Annotated in this window: 14 protein-coding genes and 1 pseudogene; 10 read left to right on the top strand and 5 right to left on the bottom strand. The window is 70.8% G+C overall.

The window, feature by feature from the left end:
• Both BUE45_RS31825 and BUE45_RS31830 read left to right on the top strand, forming a co-directional pair.
• A partial coding sequence (locus BUE45_RS31825; protein ID WP_218619535.1) for a hypothetical protein occupies positions 1 to 741 on the top strand: 741 nt, incomplete at its 5' end.
• A gap of 102 nt (positions 742 to 843) precedes the next feature.
• Positions 844 to 1,604: pseudogene (locus tag BUE45_RS31830) on the top strand (IS5 family transposase).
• 1,150 nt (positions 1,605 to 2,754) lie between these two features.
• Here the strand turns inward: BUE45_RS31830 and BUE45_RS32520 are convergent.
• The 4 genes from BUE45_RS32520 to BUE45_RS13385 form a co-directional block, all read right to left on the bottom strand.
• Positions 2,755 to 3,240, bottom strand: coding sequence for a hypothetical protein (locus BUE45_RS32520; RefSeq protein ID WP_178378524.1), 486 nt, complete (start codon positions 3,238 to 3,240; stop codon positions 2,755 to 2,757).
• Positions 3,241 to 3,811: 571 nt separating this feature from the next.
• Positions 3,812 to 4,729 (bottom strand): protein kinase family protein, encoded by a 918-nt coding sequence (locus BUE45_RS13375; protein ID WP_218619536.1) that lies wholly within the window; start codon positions 4,727 to 4,729, stop codon positions 3,812 to 3,814.
• Positions 4,730 to 4,797: 68 nt separating this feature from the next.
• Positions 4,798 to 5,541, bottom strand: a complete 744-nt coding sequence (locus BUE45_RS13380) for a hypothetical protein (RefSeq protein WP_073379531.1) — start codon at positions 5,539 to 5,541, stop codon at positions 4,798 to 4,800.
• A 272-nt stretch (positions 5,542 to 5,813) separates the two neighbouring features.
• Positions 5,814 to 6,188, bottom strand: coding sequence for an ATP-binding protein (locus tag BUE45_RS13385; protein WP_245833121.1), 375 nt, complete (start codon positions 6,186 to 6,188; stop codon positions 5,814 to 5,816).
• A gap of 285 nt (positions 6,189 to 6,473) precedes the next feature.
• Here BUE45_RS13385 and BUE45_RS13390 point away from each other — a divergent pair, with 285 nt between their 5' ends.
• Together BUE45_RS13390 and BUE45_RS13395 are read left to right on the top strand one after the other, a co-directional pair.
• Positions 6,474 to 7,958 carry a hypothetical protein gene (locus BUE45_RS13390; RefSeq protein WP_245833124.1) on the top strand — a complete coding sequence of 495 codons (1,485 nt, stop codon included), beginning with the start codon at positions 6,474 to 6,476 and terminating at the stop codon, positions 7,956 to 7,958.
• Between the two features lie 10 nt (positions 7,959 to 7,968).
• The gene (locus BUE45_RS13395; RefSeq protein ID WP_073379533.1) at positions 7,969 to 8,526 is read left to right on the top strand and encodes a GNAT family N-acetyltransferase; all 558 of its coding nucleotides are present in this window, start codon (positions 7,969 to 7,971) and stop codon (positions 8,524 to 8,526) included.
• Positions 8,527 to 8,798: 272 nt separating this feature from the next.
• Here BUE45_RS13395 and BUE45_RS13400 read toward each other — a convergent pair whose 3' ends face one another.
• Entirely contained in the window at positions 8,799 to 9,800 is a 1,002-nt protein-coding gene (locus tag BUE45_RS13400; RefSeq protein ID WP_073379535.1) for a LacI family DNA-binding transcriptional regulator, read from the bottom strand.
• 158 nt (positions 9,801 to 9,958) lie between these two features.
• Here BUE45_RS13400 and BUE45_RS13405 point away from each other — a divergent pair, with 158 nt between their 5' ends.
• The 6 genes from BUE45_RS13405 to BUE45_RS32525 all read left to right on the top strand — a co-directional run.
• Entirely contained in the window at positions 9,959 to 10,498 is a 540-nt protein-coding gene (locus BUE45_RS13405; RefSeq protein ID WP_073379537.1) for a TRAP transporter small permease, read from the top strand.
• Complete coding sequence (locus BUE45_RS13410) at positions 10,495 to 11,769, top strand: TRAP transporter large permease (RefSeq protein WP_073379540.1); 1,275 nt, start codon at positions 10,495 to 10,497, stop codon at positions 11,767 to 11,769. Before BUE45_RS13405 ends, BUE45_RS13410 begins: the two co-directional genes overlap by 4 nt.
• Positions 11,770 to 11,801: 32 nt before the next feature.
• On the top strand, positions 11,802 to 12,794 hold the full coding sequence (locus BUE45_RS13415) for a DctP family TRAP transporter solute-binding subunit (protein ID WP_073379542.1): 993 nt from the start codon (positions 11,802 to 11,804) through the stop codon (positions 12,792 to 12,794).
• A 59-nt stretch (positions 12,795 to 12,853) separates the two neighbouring features.
• Positions 12,854 to 14,746, top strand: coding sequence for a sugar phosphate isomerase/epimerase and 4-hydroxyphenylpyruvate domain-containing protein (locus BUE45_RS13420; RefSeq protein ID WP_073379544.1), 1,893 nt, complete (start codon positions 12,854 to 12,856; stop codon positions 14,744 to 14,746).
• Positions 14,743 to 15,621 (top strand): shikimate dehydrogenase, encoded by an 879-nt coding sequence (locus BUE45_RS13425; RefSeq protein WP_073379546.1) that lies wholly within the window; start codon positions 14,743 to 14,745, stop codon positions 15,619 to 15,621. The genes BUE45_RS13420 and BUE45_RS13425 overlap by 4 nt, the downstream gene beginning before the upstream one ends.
• Positions 15,622 to 15,943: 322 nt before the next feature.
• On the top strand, positions 15,944 to 16,365 hold a 422-nt coding region (locus BUE45_RS32525), incomplete at its 3' end, for an AfsR/SARP family transcriptional regulator (RefSeq protein WP_178378525.1).

The raw sequence follows: 16,365 nt of genomic DNA on the forward strand, positions 1-16,365 counted from the left end.
TCGCATACGGCCGTTTCAGCCGAGCCCCCTTACACGACTGGCCTCACGCAGAAAGAAGCCGATGTGATCGATGCGTTCGACTGGGGTTCCGTTCCCGGTCCCGTGGACTACTACCGTGCGACAGCGGTCCGCGACGGTCTCCGAGGTCTCTCACATGCTCGCGGGCGCATGGACGCGGCGTCGGCTGCGTCCCTCCTGGCGGGTGGAGGAATCATCCATGACCACAGCGGCACGGTCCTGCCCGCGGCCGTCCCGGCGGCCCCGATCCTGCTCCAGATAGCGGAAAAGGGCTGTAGCGGGGTACAAGAGGCCGCACTGGAACTCATCGCGAACGCGTTGGACTTCCGCCCCTGGCCAGGGTTCGTACGCACCCGGGGCCAAGTCCGTCTGTGCTGCGCGATCGCCGATCACGTCCACGCACGTGCTCCCGCCCTGGCCAGGTTCGGTGACCGAAGCCGTCGCCTGCTCAGGGCGGCCCGGGAACACTGGCGGGTGGACGTCGAGGAGATTCACACCGAAGGCACCGACACCCTGGTGTTCGGCACCATGGCTGGATCACTACCGGTGGTTCCGCAAGCAGCCGAACTCCACTTCGGTGGCAGCGTTGCCGGTGTAAGCACCCTGACCATGGAGTATCCAGCAGTCGAGGATCACGCGCAGGTGTGCGTTCGTCTGACCTCTACGAAGCTGTCGAAGACCCACTCCGGAGCCAGGCTGTGCAACGCATCATGCGGCGGATAGGACGCACAACAATCAGACCTTTAGAGCTCATCTCATTTGGGTTCTCGGTAGCCTGCTCCTGTGTCGATGGTGGAACGGCTGGTGCCGGACGAGCTGTGAGAACTGTTCCAACGAGTAGTGCCCGAGGCGCCCACCCGCCCGCAAGGCGGCGGGCGGCGCAGACACGGCGACCGCCAAGTACTGGCCGCGATCATCTTCGTGGCCACCAGCGGCTGCACCTGGGCCCAGCTCCCTCCGGTGTTCGGCCTCTCCGGGCCCACCGCGCACCGGCGTTTCACCGAGTGGACCCGGGCCCGGGTGTGAGCCAAGCTTTACCGCCTGGTCTTGGACGAGCTCGGCTCCCGCGGTGAGCTGGACTGGTCGCGGTGCGCGATCGACTCGGTGAACATGCGGGCCCTCAAAGGGGGGACCTGACGGATCCGAATCCTGTCGACCGGGGCAAGAAGGGGTCGAAGATCCACCTGATCACCGACCGGCAGGGTTTGCCCCTGTCCATGGCGATCTCGGGGGCCAACACCCATGACAGCCAAGCCCTGCAACCCCTGGTGGAGGGGATCCCACCGATCCGCTCCCGCCGCGGACCCCGGCGGCGCAAACCGGGCAAGCTGCACGGCGACAAGGGCTACGACTACGCCCACCTGCGCCGCTGGCTCCGGCAGCGGGCGATCGTGCACCGCCTGGCCCGCCGGGGCGTGGAGTCCTAGCAGCGGCTGGGCAGGCACCGGTGGCAGGTGGAACGCACTATGGCCTGGCTGGCCGGATGTCGCCGTCTGCACCGCCGCTACGAGCGCAAGGCCGACCACTTCCTGGCCTTCGCGGGCATCGCCTGCACCCTGATCTGCTACCGCAGACTCACCAAATGAGATGAGCTCTAAGTCTGGCTTTCCAACGGCCCACCCAAAGGGCCTTTGACCTGCACTGATAACGCCCGAGAGGTGGGCCGATCAAAGCGGCCCACCCACGGGCGGAGGCACAGGCGGAGTCACAGGCCCGCCAACGGCCCACGACCCGGCATGACGCGGGGATGGAACACTCTCTCCCGCACTAACGGACGGGCTGCGCGAGTGAGGCCACCTCTACCGCACTCGCCACGAGAAGAGGGCGCCCTGCGCTTCCAGGACGCCCCACCACAGCCTCTTGCCAGCCGCGAAACTAAGCCCTCATATCCAGCCAGATACGCACCGCAGAAGCCAGCTCGGCAAACTCTCCGGTCTTCTCCGCACCAGGTGACAGCGCTCCTGCTCCAGGGCCACACGTGTGGCCCTGCGCCTGCGGAACCTTGAACACATACGGGCGAACCCCGCGCACCCCGTCATCGTCCACACACCACCCCCGCTCCTCAGGACGGGGCTCGCGCGGGCGGGGCACAGCGATCGTGCCACCGCCGGAACGGCTCTGGCGAGGTCGGGGAACCTCAGGGCCACCTGAGGCCTGACGAGAAGGCTCCGGACTGCCTGCCGGGCCTGCACCGACACCTTTGGGTGGCAGTGGTTTCGTCATGGTGGGGGACACCGGGTCCGCGCCCCGGCTGAGTGGGCTGCAGAACACGAGCGCCAGCAGCGCTCCGAGCATCCAGCACAGGCGCTCCGCCCAGCCATGGCGGCGCTTGCGGTGCCGCCCGCTATGCTTCTCCACGATCTCCTCCTGCTGTCATCAGGTGGGAATCACGCCCCGGACCGGTGTTCTCAGCACCGGCTCGGGGCACCCTTTTCTCTTGTCAGCGACCTCATGGTCGCGGTCTTTTCCCTACGCGTGCGGTTGTGGCATGGGTGTCAATGGCCCCGGAGGCGTACTCCTCTGAAACTGCCCTTCCCAACCGGACCGCGCGAAAATACGCAGAGATCCGCCCCTGGAAAAGCGCACCGCTTCCCAGGGGTGGTTGATGTTCGCTTGGACTCGCGAGGTTTTTCAACCCGTTGCGCCAGAAAAACCACCCCGCCGTTCCATCCAAGGATCATAGTTCGGATAAATAGGACATTCGGCCCCGGATATTCACAGAAGCCGGAGCCTGGCTCACCTACTCCTGACGGCATATGGCCGAAACGGGACAGACTCCGGCCTGCCGAGTACCTCGAGCACGTGGTCGAGGTGTTCCCGGGGGAAAAAGAGATGCGTGTCCCTGGTGCGTGCCGGTCCGCCGTAGACGTCCGGCACGACGGGGCGTACGCAGAGCCAGGACTCCGCTCTTCCCCACTCGTTCATGGCGATACAGATGTCTTGATCCGCTCCGAGGAGGGTGATCAGGTGTTCAGCGGGGGCGGGTCGCAGTTTGAGCCACACCCGGTCGGTGTAGAAGGCGCTCCACCGCGGGTCTCCCGGAGGCATCCCCGGCCCCGAGCCCTTGAGGGATTCGCCGAAGTCCTGGCAACTGGCCCTGGTGTTCATGCCGAGGGACCACAGGCGCAGAATGAGTGGGACGAGTTCACGGTCGATCGGAACACGCACCCCACTGGGGGCCTCGAGCAACCGGGTCTCGTGGGTCTTCAAGGGGACGCTCATGGTGGTTCCCAGCGGTGTCGTGGACCTGCGAGAGGGAGGCTGCCCAGAGCCGGATGGCCGCTATGTGGTGGCGGCCCAGCCCCGCATACGGGTCCGGCTGGATCAGCAGGGTGGGTACCCCGCGCCGGGTTCGCTCCGCGGCCCAGTCGTAGTCCGGTGGAGCGAAGTCGTCGTCGATCCAGGCGACGGGCGCGTTCCCGAGCCAGTCGGCTACCGGGTCGCGTTTCCAGAGGTAGCCGCGCGGGTGCGGGGTCGAGATGTCGGGCGTGCCCAGATCGACGTGCGGGAAGTGGGGCGTGCCCACGCGTGGCGCGATCAGAAGGTTCGCCTCGGCTCCCCAGCTCGTCGCCCAGCACGGTTGGACGAGGCCGGTGGAACACAGTGCGTTGACCCTCACGCCGTGGTTCGGGTTGAGCCAGATCGGCACACCTCGGTGTCCCCTGAAGTCGACACGGTGGGGAAGGTACTCGGGTGGCACGGAACCGCCCGGGCCGGGGAACGGGTTGAGGACTCCGTCGACGTCGATCAGCAGGTACGGGGGGACGGCTGCCATAAGTTCACCCTCCAGGGCTCAGACATCGAGGAGACGGGCCGCGTCGTGGGTGTGGCGCCGCACCACGTTCGTGTAGGCGGGATCGGCAGCGGTGTCACCGATCCAGACCAGGGACTGGGCGAGGAACCACTCCAGGGCCCACACCCGGTGCCAGCCAAGCGCCCAGTCCTGTGGCGGCAGGCCTGCGCGTCGGGTGAGCACCCCTGCGCTGCCTCCGGCCTCGACGTAGGACTCCAGGAAGGCCCGGGTCCGGTCGGAGTCGGGGGGCTCCACGGTTCCGTGCCAGGAGGCGAGGTCGATCAGGCCAGGGCCGTGGAAGGCTCGGGCCAGGTCGTAGAGACGGACGCGTCCGTCGCGGATGTGCAGGCTCTCGGGATGGAACTCCGAGTGGACCCATCCGTAGGGTGCGGTCGTGGTGCCCTCGGCTCGTGCGGAGGCGGCTCGGTCGATGTCGCGCAGTGTCTCCCTGATGTCGTCGGCGTCGGACCAGCGTCCCTGGGCGTTCAGCAGGTCCAGGGTGCGCATCGCCCTGCTCGGGAGCGAGGCCAGCCATGTGCTGTCGGCCAGGGGAAGGTGGGGCGGGGCCGCCGCGCTGTGGAGCTGGACCGCCGCTGCGACGCCGTCGTGGTTCGTGGCCTCCCGGTCGGGTTCGCCCAGGTCCTCCATCAGCATCGCCAGGGTGGTGCCCGAGCGCAGGGATGTGATGAGGCGGGGAACGCTGACGCCCGCCTGCCGGGCGCTGGTGAGCGCTTCGTGTTCGTGTGTGAAGGGTTCGGTGGCGCACTTGAAGACGACGGTGGACCCGTCTGTCAGGGTCAGGCGCTCTACATGTGAGAGTTCCCAGCTGTGCAGCGGCTTGGCCTCAGCGAGTTTGTCGACCATGTCGGCGGCGGCGAGTACCTCGCCGCGCATCCGGTCGATGTCGGGTTGGTGCATGTGTGGCTCCTCGTGTCGAGGCGGGGCTCTCCGTGAACGGACGGAGAGCCCCTGGGGGTCGGGGAGGGTCAGGAGCGTTCGCTGTAGGAGCGGACCGTGGTGAGCCAGGTGTCCCGGAAGGTGTCCAGCTCGTCGCGGAAGCGCTTCATGTCAGTGCCGTAGGAGGCCACGACTCCGCCCCTGCGGTCGGGTGCGGACTGGCAACCGTGCACCAGGCGCCCGCCCAGGGCGGCGTGGGCCTTGACTCCCTCGATGCGCCGGTACTCGTTGAACCAGGCGCCGTGGAAGACCTCGTCCAGGAGCTCGGTGGTGGGCTCGTCCAGGTCGTAGACGACCTGTGCGGTGTCGGCGAAGAACCAGGTGGGGCCGACGACACTGATGTGGCCGTCGTCCTCGACCTTGTTCAGGGCGGTGAAGGTGGAGACCTCCGCGAGCATCCGCAGGTGGTCCGCGGTGACCCCGTCGATACCCAGCGAGGTCAGGTGTTCCTCGCGGAAAAGGTGGCTGTAGACCTGCCAGGCGATGTGCAGGACCTCGGCCGGGTCGTGGGTGGTGCGGGAGTTGCGGGCGATGTACTCCAGGGCGATCTGTTCGATGGCCGACTCCGAGGTCTCCTCGACGGGAAGGAGTTCGGCGGCGACCTTGTCCCAGTCGATGACGGTCCAGGTGTCGGACTCCAGGCGGAAGAAGTACGCCTCGGGGTCGATGGTGACCGTGTCGTCCTCGACCGACATTCCCGCGACGCGGTTCCAGCGGGGGTCGAAGTTGTGGCCGGGGATGCTCAGGCTCGTCGGGGCCAGCTTGACGGACATGGAGTGGTTCCTCTCTCAGGTTTTTTGTGGAAGGGGTGTTGGACTGGGCCGCGGCCGTACCAGGGCCGCCGTCCAGAGCTGTGGGGCAGGGGGCGCCCTGTCACCGGCAGGTGTTCAGCCCACCGCTTGTCGCTCTCACCGCAGCGCCGATCGCGAGATGGCGGCCCACACCGTGAGGGGCGTCCCCTAAACGCCCAGGAATCCCCAGCGGCGGCTGAGTCGCTCCACCAAGGCGAGGCCACGCCCGTTCTCCAGGCCGGGATCCATCGGACTCACGCGGGGAACGGAAGGGACCGCACCATGCCGGGGCCGGCGTCCTCGACGGCGAGGCGGATCACATCGCTGTCGAGGTAGGCGATCGTGACCGTGAAGTGGCCGTTCTGGCCCGATGCCGTGTGCCTCAGAGCGTTGGTCACCAGTTCGGAGAGCACCAGTTCGATGACGTCGGCTTCCTCCTGCGAGAGACCGGTGACCGTCCTCGCCCAGCGGCGGGCCTCACGGACCTGCGGCGGTGTGTGCCCGAATCTCGCGGCGTGACGGCGGTGGACTCCGCCCAATCGGGGCATCGTGGAGTACCCGGGCACCCGGTGGGGCAGCGCCGGTGTCACCTCGGCATCCGCGCAGCCGTCCTGTATGGGTGCGTTCATGGTGTTCATCCGTGTTGCGGTCGTCATCCGCGCCTCGATCTTCTGACCCGTACCGCACGAGTCCTGGGGTGTTCCCTGCCTGCACCTCCCATCGAACACCGAGAGCAACCACAGGTCACGGGGCGTACGGACATGGTTTCCATGCCATCCGTGACGCCCCTGAACTGGCGTTTTCCCGATGGCAAGCGCGTTTCCATGTCAGACCGGTGAGTGCGCGCGACGAAGTGCCGGTTGCAGGCTTTGCGGTTTCGGGCAATCTGGATACCGACGCCTGAGGAGAGCTGTATGAAGTGGACGAAAGCCCAGCTCCGGAAACTGCGCGAGCAAATGCGCGAGCAGGATCGCACGAACGATGAGATCGCCGACGAAATCCGTATCCGCTGCGGGTGCTCGCCGTTGGCCGCTTATCGCCACATGCGTGGGTGGAGCCAGGCCGAGGCGACCGAGCGGTATCGCGGTTCCGCTGGCGGGCTGCCGCTGGACCAGGCGGGACTCAGCCGCCTGGAACTCTGGCCCGAGGTGGGCGGGCGGGCACCACAGGCGACACAGGTCGTCGCTCTGGCGACGCTCTACGGCACCTCCCCACGGAGACTGTTGTCCCCCGAGGGGTTCGACAAACTGAGCGAGCACGAGCGCAATGTCCTCAAAAGGATCGGAAACCAGCTCACTCCCACTGGATCAACCCAGACAAGCACGGAACAGGCATATTTCTCCGTCAGCGAAGAAACCAGAACGCTACCGCCAGAAAGGCAGATTGAGATGGCCGCGAAACGCGCGATGAGGTTCGGAGCGATGGCGGAGGGAACGAACGTGGGGGTGGAGACCATCCAGGAGCTCTTCGCGGAGGTGTCCAGGCTGGCGAAGGCCTATCCCCGTGCTCCCCTCCACGAGGTTCTGGGAGACCTGGTCGAGGCCCAGGACGTGGCGTTCATGTTGTTGGAGGGGCGGCAGCGTCCCTACCAGACCAGGGACCTGTATCTCCTGAGCGGCCTGTTGAGCATCATGCTCGCTAAGGCCAGTCATGACCTCGGGGATCCGCACGCCGCGATGAAGCAGGCCCGGACCGCGTTCATCTGCGCCGACAACGCCGATCACGACGGGCTGCGCGTCCGGGTGCGCGCCCAGCAGAGCCTGATGGCCTACTGGGCGGGGTGGCCTACCGAAGCCGCCCGGTACGCGGAACTGGCTCGCGATCTGGCCACCGAGCGCACCGGCACGGCCGCCATCTGGCTGATGTCCCAAAGCGCCCGCACGTGGGCCTCGCTGGGCAGCGCGGAGCGCGCGCTCGACGACCTCCAGGCGGCCACGGCCCTGCGCGAAGGACTGCGCGGCGACGACCTGGACGAGCTCGGCGGTCTGATGCGCTTCGCGCACTGCCGCCAGCTCTACTACGGAGCCGAGACGCAGATCTGGATTCCTGGGCGTGAGGAACAGGCCCAGCAGGTCGCGCAGGAGGCCGTGGGTCTCTACGAGACCGCCGCCGCGGAAGGATCGGACGACTGGGCCTATCAGGACGAGGCCGGGGCACGCGCCGACCTCAGCTATGCCCGGGTCTGCCTGGGAGAGATCGAGGGCGGCGCGCAGGCCCTTGAACCGGTCCTGGGCCTGCCCACCACGAAGCGGGTGTCCGGCGTGGTGAACAGCGTCATGCGCGTGCACGGCGCCCTACGCGGCCCGGACTACACCGGAAGCAAGGCCGTAGCCGGGCTCCGCCAGGAGATCGAGGCCTACAGCCGCACTCCCGTCTCGGCGCTGACCTCGGGCCGCTAGCCTGCCGGACATGCATCCAGTCGAACTCTCCAGCGCCAGGCTCACCCTTCGAGAGCTGCGGCCCACCGACGTTGATGGCCTGCTCCGGGTCTACGGAGACCCGGAGGCGGTGCGGGACCTGTCCTTCACACCGCGCACCAGGCAGCAGTGCGCGGCAATCGTGGAGGCCGCGATGACCGACGCCGAGCGGGAGGTCAGGAGCGTCTACATGCTCGCTGTCGCGCGGCAGAAGGAGCTTGTCGGCGCCGCGCGCCTGGCCGTGGACGAGCGCCCCCACAGCGCGCAGATCGGCTTTGCCCTGCGGCCGGATCTGTGGGGGCAGGGGTTCGGTAGCGAACTCGTCCAGCTCCTGCTCCGGCTCGGCTTCGCCGAGCTGGGGCTCAAGCGGATATGGGGCGCCCGCTCTCCGGAAAACCAGGCCTCCGAGCGCGTCATGCTCCGGGCCGGGATGGTGGAGGAGGGACGGATCCGACGGCACCTGTGGACCCGGAACGCCTGGCGCGACTCCATCGTCCACTCGATCCTGGACGACGAGTGGACAACAGACTCGGTAGAGCACAAGTCATAGGTCCCGCCCGAAGTCCAAGTCACGGTCAGGGTGGTGGGAGGCGATCCCGGCGCACACCAGACGGTTGACAGACGTCCCCTTCGCCTGCCGATTCGGACACCGCCCCTGTGAGCGCGGTTCTTCCACGAAGCCGACCTGGACGCCCTGTCCGGAAACCTCGGGGCACCTCAGGCAGGCACCCGTTCCCATGGACCCGGGCCCGATGCCCCACCCGGCCCGGGCGGCCGGGGCCGGGGCAGGAGCCGGAGCCGGGCCGGGGCCCTCCGCCGTTGTCAGGGTGCGGCGGGGCCGGTGGAGCGGCGGATCACCAGGTGCGAGGGGAGCACCACCTGCTGGGGCGCGGGCTGGGAGCGCGACAGCGAGCCCTTGCGGGTGAGCAGTTCCACGGCGGCCCGGCCCGCTTCCTCCTGCGGGCCCGCGACCGTGGTCAGCGCCGGAACGCACAGGTCGGCCCCGAAGATGTCGTCGTAGCCCACCACGCTGACCTGCCCGGGGACGGACACCCCGCGCTCGGCCAGCCGCCGGAGCATGCCGATGGCCAGCAGGTCGTTGTGGGCCACCAGCGCGGTCGCGCCCGCGCCCAGTCCGGCGTCGGCGGCCACCCCGCCGCCCTCGGCCCGGGGCGGGAACGGCCCCAGCCGCCGCGCGGCCATCCCGTGCGCCTCGGCGGCGGCGCGCAGCGCCCGCCAGCGCTGGGCGGCCGGCCAGGAGCGGTGCGGCCCGGACAGGTAGACCAGGGACCGGTGCCCCAAGGACGCCAGGTGCTCGACCACCTGCCGACTGCCCGCCCCGTTGTCCACGACCGCGCTGGGCAGCCCGCGGACCTGCCGGTTGACCAGCACGAGGTTGTAGTCGCGGGCCAGCTCCCGGGTGGTCTCCTCCTCCATGCGGCTGGCCGCGAGCACGAACCCGTCGACCGACCGGGACAGCCGCTCGATCCGGTTGCGCTCGTTGTCGGCCGACTCCTCGGTGTTGGCGAGGATGAACGTCAGCCCCGCCTCGCTGGCCCGCTTCTCCGCCCCCCGGATGGTGCCGAAGAAGTGGGGGTTGGTGATGTCGGGGACCAGCATCGCGATCGTCGCCTTGTGCCCCGACTGCAGCGCGGTCGCCAGCGGGTCGGGCCGGTAGCCCAGCCTCTCGGCCACGGCGACGATGTGGTCGCGGGTGGCGGGGTTGACCCTGCGGGGGTTGTTGAGGGCGCGGGAGACCGTGGAGGCGGCCACGCCCGCCTCGCGGGCCACGTCGTAGATGGTGGTGCGTCGGGGGGAGTCCATACCTCCTGACTACCTTCCGACGGCAACATTTGGCAATCGCTTGCCATGGCACGAGCCGGAAACCTAGAGTTCACGACACGACGTCGCCGGATGTGGCCCAGGCCACATTCACTCCGCTGATCAGCGTGGACACCCGCTCCCTACCGGAGACCACGCCCATGACCCCCTCCCCCCACCCTCCCGATCCCGGGGCGCCCCGCACCCGCCCCGCCCTCGTCCGCTGGCTGGAAGGGGCCGAGCTGACCCTCGGCGCCCTGATGCTCGTGCTGATCTTCACCCTCATGCTCACCCAGGCCCTCCAGCGCCACCTGCCGGTGGCCGGCTGGGTGTGGACCGGCGAACTCGCCCGGTTCGGCCTGGTCTGGCTGGCCTTCTCGGTCATCGGGTACCTGGTCGGCCGCGACGAGCACATCACCCTCAAGCTCATCGACTTCTTCGCCGGGCCCCGCCTGCTGCGCGGGGTGTGGATCCTCGCCAACCTGGTGGTCGCCGCGGTGGCCGCGGGCATGGCCGCCGACGCCGCCGCCCTGGTCTTCGGCGGGTCGCCGCAGACCACCCCCGCCCTGGGAGTCCCCCTGTCCTGGACCTACGCCATCCCCATGGCGGGCCTGGCCCTGGCGGCGCTGCGCGCCCTGGCCAACACGCTGCTGCCCGCGCCCCCGGCGCCGGAGAGCCTGCCCGCGGAGGGCGCCCGATGAGCGCGCTCCTGGTGGTCCTGGGCATCCTGCTCCTGCTGTTCCTGCGCGTGCCCGTGGCGTTCGCGATCCTGGGGCCCTGCCTCACCTACATGCTCACCACCGGCCAGTCCACCGGGCTGAGCCTGCGCACGGCGGCGCAGGAGATCAACAGCTTCCCGCTGCTGGCCGTGCCGCTGTTCATCCTGCTGGGGGTGGTGGCCAACCACACCGGCATCGCGGACCGCATCTTCGCGTTCGCCCAGGTGCTGTTCGGCCGGGTCCGCGCCAGCCTGGGCTACGTCAACATCGGCGTCAGCGTCGGCTTCTCCTGGATCAGCGGGACCGCGCTGGCCGACGTCGCGGGCATGGGCAAGATGCTCGTCCCCGCCATGACCGAGCGCGGGTACCCGCGCCGGTTCGCCCTGGGCCTGACCGCCGCCTCCAGCCTGATCAGCCCGGTGATGCCGCCGAGCATCCCGGCCATCGTCTACGCCTCCGTGGCCGCGGTGTCCACCGCCGCGCTGTTCGCGGCGGCCGTGGTGCCCGCGTTCCTCATCGCCGCGGGCCTGGCCGTGTACGTGTTCCTCTGGAGCCGCCGGCAGCCGCAGCTGGCGGGGCGCCCCGCCGAGCCGGGCGAGTTCCTCCGGGCCGGGGTGCGCGTCATCGGGCCGCTGGGCGCGCCGGTCATCCTCCTGGGCGGCATCCTCAGCGGGCTGTTCACCCCCACGGAGGCGGCCGCGGTCGGCGTCGCCTACATCGTGTTCCTGGGCTTGTGCTACCGGCGCCTGACCCTGCGCTCGCTGTGGACCATCACTGTCGAGACCGCGACGACGGCGGCCTCCATCGCGATCATCCTGGCGGCCTCGGGCCTGCTGGGCTGGGTGCTGGCGCGCGAGCGGGTCCCGCAGGACATCGCGTCGTTCCTGCTCGGCTTCACCGACAGCCCGGTGGTTTTCCTCCTCCTGGTCAACGTGGCGCTGATCCTCATCGGCACGATCCTGGAGCCCATCGCCGCCCTGGTCATCACCGTCCCCGTGCTGCTGCCCATCGCCGTGCAGTTCGGCGTGGACCCGGTGCACTTCGGGGTCATCGCCATCGTCAACCTGATGATCGGCCTGCTCACCCCGCCCATCGGCGGCGTCCTCTTCGTCCTGGGCTCGGCGACCCGCACGCCCATGCACGAGGTCTTCCGCGGCACCGCGCCGTTCCTGGTCCCCCTGCTCGTCATCCTGGCCCTGCTCACGGTCGCCCCCGAGCTGGTGCTGTTCCTTCCGCAGCAGCTCAACCTCTGAACCCCCCGAAGCACACCCCCCGAGGAGTCCGCGTGAACCGCCTTGCCCGCACCACCGCGCCCGCCCTGGCCGCAGTCCTGGCCCTGACCTCCTGCTCGGCGTCGGAGGACGCCTCCGGCACGGTCCTGACCTTCTCCAACAGCTACACCGAGGACCACCCGCACACCCGCTGCGGCATCGACCTGGTCGCCGAGCGCGTGGCCGAGGCCGACGCCGGCCTGACCGTCGACACCTTCCCCAACAGCCAGCTCGGCAGCAACACCGAGACCTTCGCCTCCGTGATGTCGGGCGACATCGACATGGACGTCCAGGGCTCGGCCGCGCTCGGCTCGGCCCACTCCCCCATCGGGATCTTCGACGCCGCCTACGCCTTCGACGACGTGGACCACATGTTCGCCTACTTCGACTCCGAGGCCGCGGAGGCGCTCAAGGAGGGCTTCGCCGAGGCGACCGGGGCGCGCATCCTCGACGTCTGGTACTTCGGCGAGCGGCACTTCACCGCCAACCAGCCCATCCGCACCCCCGGCGACCTGGGCGGGCTGCGCATGCGCTTCCCCGACTCCCCGATCTACCTGGCCAACGCCGAGGCCCTGGGCGCCACCCCCACCACCGTCGCCTTCGAGGAGGTCTACATGGCCCTCCAGCAGGGCACGGTGGACGGACAGGAGAACCCGATCGCCACCGTCGCCGCCGACAACTTCGACGAGGTGCAGTCCCACCTGAGCCTGTCCCGGCACCAGATCGGCTCGCAGATGATCGTGGTGTCCGGCGCGGCCTGGGACGGGCTGACGGCCGAGCAGCAGGAGGTGCTCCAGGAGGCGGTGGGCTCGGTCCGGGAGGAGAACCGGTCCTGCATCGAGGAGACCGAGCGGGAGGCCCTCGCCGAGTGGGAGTCGGCCGGGACCCTGGAGGTCGTCGACGACGTGGACGTCGAGGCCTTCCGCGAGCAGGCCCGCGCGTACTTCGCGCAGAACCTGGAGGGCGAGGAGCTGGAGCTCTACCAGGGCTTCCAGGACGCCCGCTGACCCCCGCACCGACCACCCGCGCGGCCCGGCCGCGCCCACGAACGGAGGAGGTCGCCCCCATGCGGCATTCCATCGCCACCGTCTGTCTCAGCGGCACCCTGGAGGAGAAACTGCGGGCCGCGGCCGAGGTCGGGTTCGACGGTGTGGAGGTCTTCGAGAACGACCTCATCGCCTCGCCGCTGCGCCCGCGGGAGATCCGGGACCTGGCCGGGGAGCTGGGCCTGTCCATCGACCTCTACCAGCCCTTCCGCGACTTCGAGGGGGTGGACGGGGCGACGCTGGCCGCGAACCTGCGGCGGGCCGAGGCCAAGTTCGCGCTCATGGCGGAGCTGGGGGCGGACACCGTCCTGGTGTGCTCCAACGCGACCCCGGCCGCGGTCGACGACGACGGCCTGGCCGCCGCGCAGCTGCGGCTGCTGGCCGAGGCCGCCGAACGGTACGGGGTCCGGGTCGCCTACGAGGCCCTGGCCTGGGGCACCCGTGTGTCCACCTACCGGCACTCCTGGGAGCTGGTCCGGCGCGCCGACCACCCGGCGCTGGGGCTGTGCCTGGACAGCTTCCACATCCTGTCCCGGGGGGACGACCCGGCGGGCATCCGGGACATCCCCGGGGAGAAGCTGTTCTTCCTCCAGCTGGCGGACGCGCCCCGGCTGCGCATGGACGTGCTCCAGTGGAGCCGCCACCACCGGTGCTTCCCCGGGCAGGGCGGGTTCGACCTGGCGGCCTTCACCGGGCACGTGCTCGCCGCCGGGTACGCCGGCCCGCTGTCGCTGGAGGTGTTCAACGACGTGTTCCGGGCGGCCGACCCGGGGCGGACCGCGGCCGACGCGCTGCGCTCGCTCACCGTCCTGGAGGACGCCCTGGCCCGCCGGGACGCCCCGCGGGACGGGCGGGCCGCTGCCGGGCGGCCGTCGGTGGCGCTCGCCCGGCTGCCGGAGCCGGAGGTCCCCCGGGGCTTCGGGTTCGTGGAGGTGGCCGCCCCCGCGGCGACGGCGGGCGGGATCCGCTCCCTGCTCGCCGCCCTGGGCTTCGCCCACACCCGGGACCACCGGTCCAAGCCGGTGCAGCTGTGGGAGCACGGCCCCGCCCGCATTCTGCTCAACGCAGCCGACCCGCGGCTGGGCCACACCTGGGACGGCGCGGCCTCCGTGACCGCCCTGGGGGTGGACCTGGACGCGCCCGAGCGGGCCGCCGCGCGGGCGGAGCGCCTGTGCGCCCCGGTGCTGGCCCGCAGGAACGACCCGTCCGAGACCCGGCTCCAGGCGGTGGCGGCCCCGGACGGGACCGCGCTGTTCCTGTGCCCGTCCCGCGACGGCGGGGGCGAGGAGCCCTGGCTGGCGGACTTCTCGGCCGCCGCGGTCGAGGACGTCCGCCCCGGCGGCGGCCCCGCCCTGACCGGGATCGACCACGTCGGGCTGCACCAGCCCTTCGACCACTTCGACGAGGCCTCGCTGTTCTACACCGCGCTGCTGGGACTGGAGGCGGGGGAGAGCACGGAGCTGGCCTCCCCCGGGGGCCTGGTCCGCAGCCGGGCCCTGTCCCGCGCCGGGCAGGGGCCGCGCATCGCCCTCAACGTTTCGCTGGTCGGCGACGGACCCCGCGCACGGGCGGCCGGGGGCGTCCAGCACATCGCCCTGGCCTGCGACGACGTGGTCGCCGTGGCGGAGGCGGCGGTGGCGGCCGGGCTGCGGACGCTGCCCGTGCCCGACAACTACTACGACGACCTGGCGGCGCGCACCGACCTGCCGCCGCACCGGAGGGAGCACATGCGCCAGCTGAACATCCTCCACGACCGGGAGCCCGGCGGAGGCGGGTTCCTCCACTTCTTCACCCCGCTGCTGGACGGGCACCTCTTCTTCGAGGTGGTCCAGCGGACCGGCGGCTACACCGGCTACGGCGCGCGCAACACCCCGGTGCGCATGGCCGTCCACCGGACGGAGCGTGCGGCGTGAGGGGGGCGGCCCCCGCGCCGGAGCGGTCCTTCCTGGTCGGACTGATCGGCGCGGGGATCGGCCCCTCCCTCACCCCGGCGCTGCACGAGCGGGAGGCCGGGGCCCTGGGGCGCCGGCTGGTGTACCGGACGATCGACATCGACGTGCTGAACCTGCCACCCGAGGCGGTGGGCGAGCTGGTGCGCTCCGCGCCGCGCTACGGGTTCGACGGCCTCAACATCACGCACCCGTGCAAGCAGCTGGTCCTGCCCCACCTGGACGGGCTCGCCCCGGACGCGGCGGCGCTGGGCGCGGTCAACACGGTGGTGTTCGGGGGCGGTGCGGCGGTCGGCCACAACACGGACTGGTCGGGGTTCCTGGGGGCGCTGGACGCCGGGCTGCCCGGGGCGCGGCGCGACCGGGTGGTGCTGCTGGGGGCGGGCGGAGCGGGCGCGGCGGTGGCCCACGCCCTGTTCACCGCGGGCACCGGCGGGCTGGCGGTCTTCGACCCGGACGCCGGGCGCGCCCGGGACCTGGTGCGGGGGCTGCGGGAGCGGTTCCCGGACCGGGCGTGCGCCGCGGTCGGACCCGGGGACCTGGCCTGGGCCCTGGCCCGCGCCGACGGCCTGGTGAACGCCACACCGGTCGGCATGGCGGACCACCCGGGCCTGCCGCTGGAGGCGGGGCTGCTGGACCCGTCGGTGTGGGTGGCGGACCTGGTCTACCGCCCGCTGCGCACGGCCCTGGTGGCCGAGGCGGAGCGGATCGGCTGCCGGGTGCTGCCGGGCGGGCGGATGGCCGTCCTCCAGGCGGTCGAGGCGTTCGAGCTGATCACCCGGCTGGCCCCCGACCCGGAACGCATGTCCGCGCACTTCGCGGAGCTGACCGCGGGCTGAGGCCGGTCCGGTCCGCACCGCACGTGCGGTGCGGGCCGGCCGCGGGACGTCCCCCACGGGGAAACCCGGCACGGCAGCGGCGGCGGGCGGTGCCGGAGGCACCGCGCGGACCGGCCCGCGCCGTCGGACCCGGGAGACCCCGCCGCGAGGGCGGGAACGCGTGGCCGGCCGGGGCGTCCGCCCGCCGGGAACCCCGGCACGGCGGGGGTGGCGGCCCAGGGTCACAGGGCGGCCACCGGAAGTACACTTCTGGGACCGAGGTACCGCCGTACACCGGCGTAGGGGGTCTCCCCCGGCGTTCGGCCCGGGAAGTGGAGTGGCGTTGACGGTCGAGATCTCCGTGCTCGGCGACATCCGGACCCGGATCGACGGACACACCGTCGACCTGGGACACCTGCGCCGCCAAGCCGTGTTCGTCGCACTCCTGGCCGACGCCAACCACACCGTCCCCCTCGACCGCCTCATCGACCGCGCCTGGGGACCCCACCCACCCCCCAGCGCCCGCACCTCCCTCTACAGCTACATCTCCCGCCTGCGCACCGCCCTGGCCACCGCCGGAAACGACGCCACCCTGGACCGCCGCCCCGGCGGCTACACCCTCACCCTCAGCGACACCGCCCTGCACACCGCCGACCTCCACCGCTTCCGCCACCTCACCACCCGAGCCCGCAACACCACCGACCACACCGCACTCCCCCTCCTCGAAGAAGCCCTCGGCCTCTGGCACACCAACCAACCCCTGGG

This window comes from Nocardiopsis flavescens (assembly GCF_900141985.1).
Lineage (GTDB): Bacteria > Actinomycetota > Actinomycetes > Streptosporangiales > Streptosporangiaceae > Nocardiopsis > Nocardiopsis flavescens.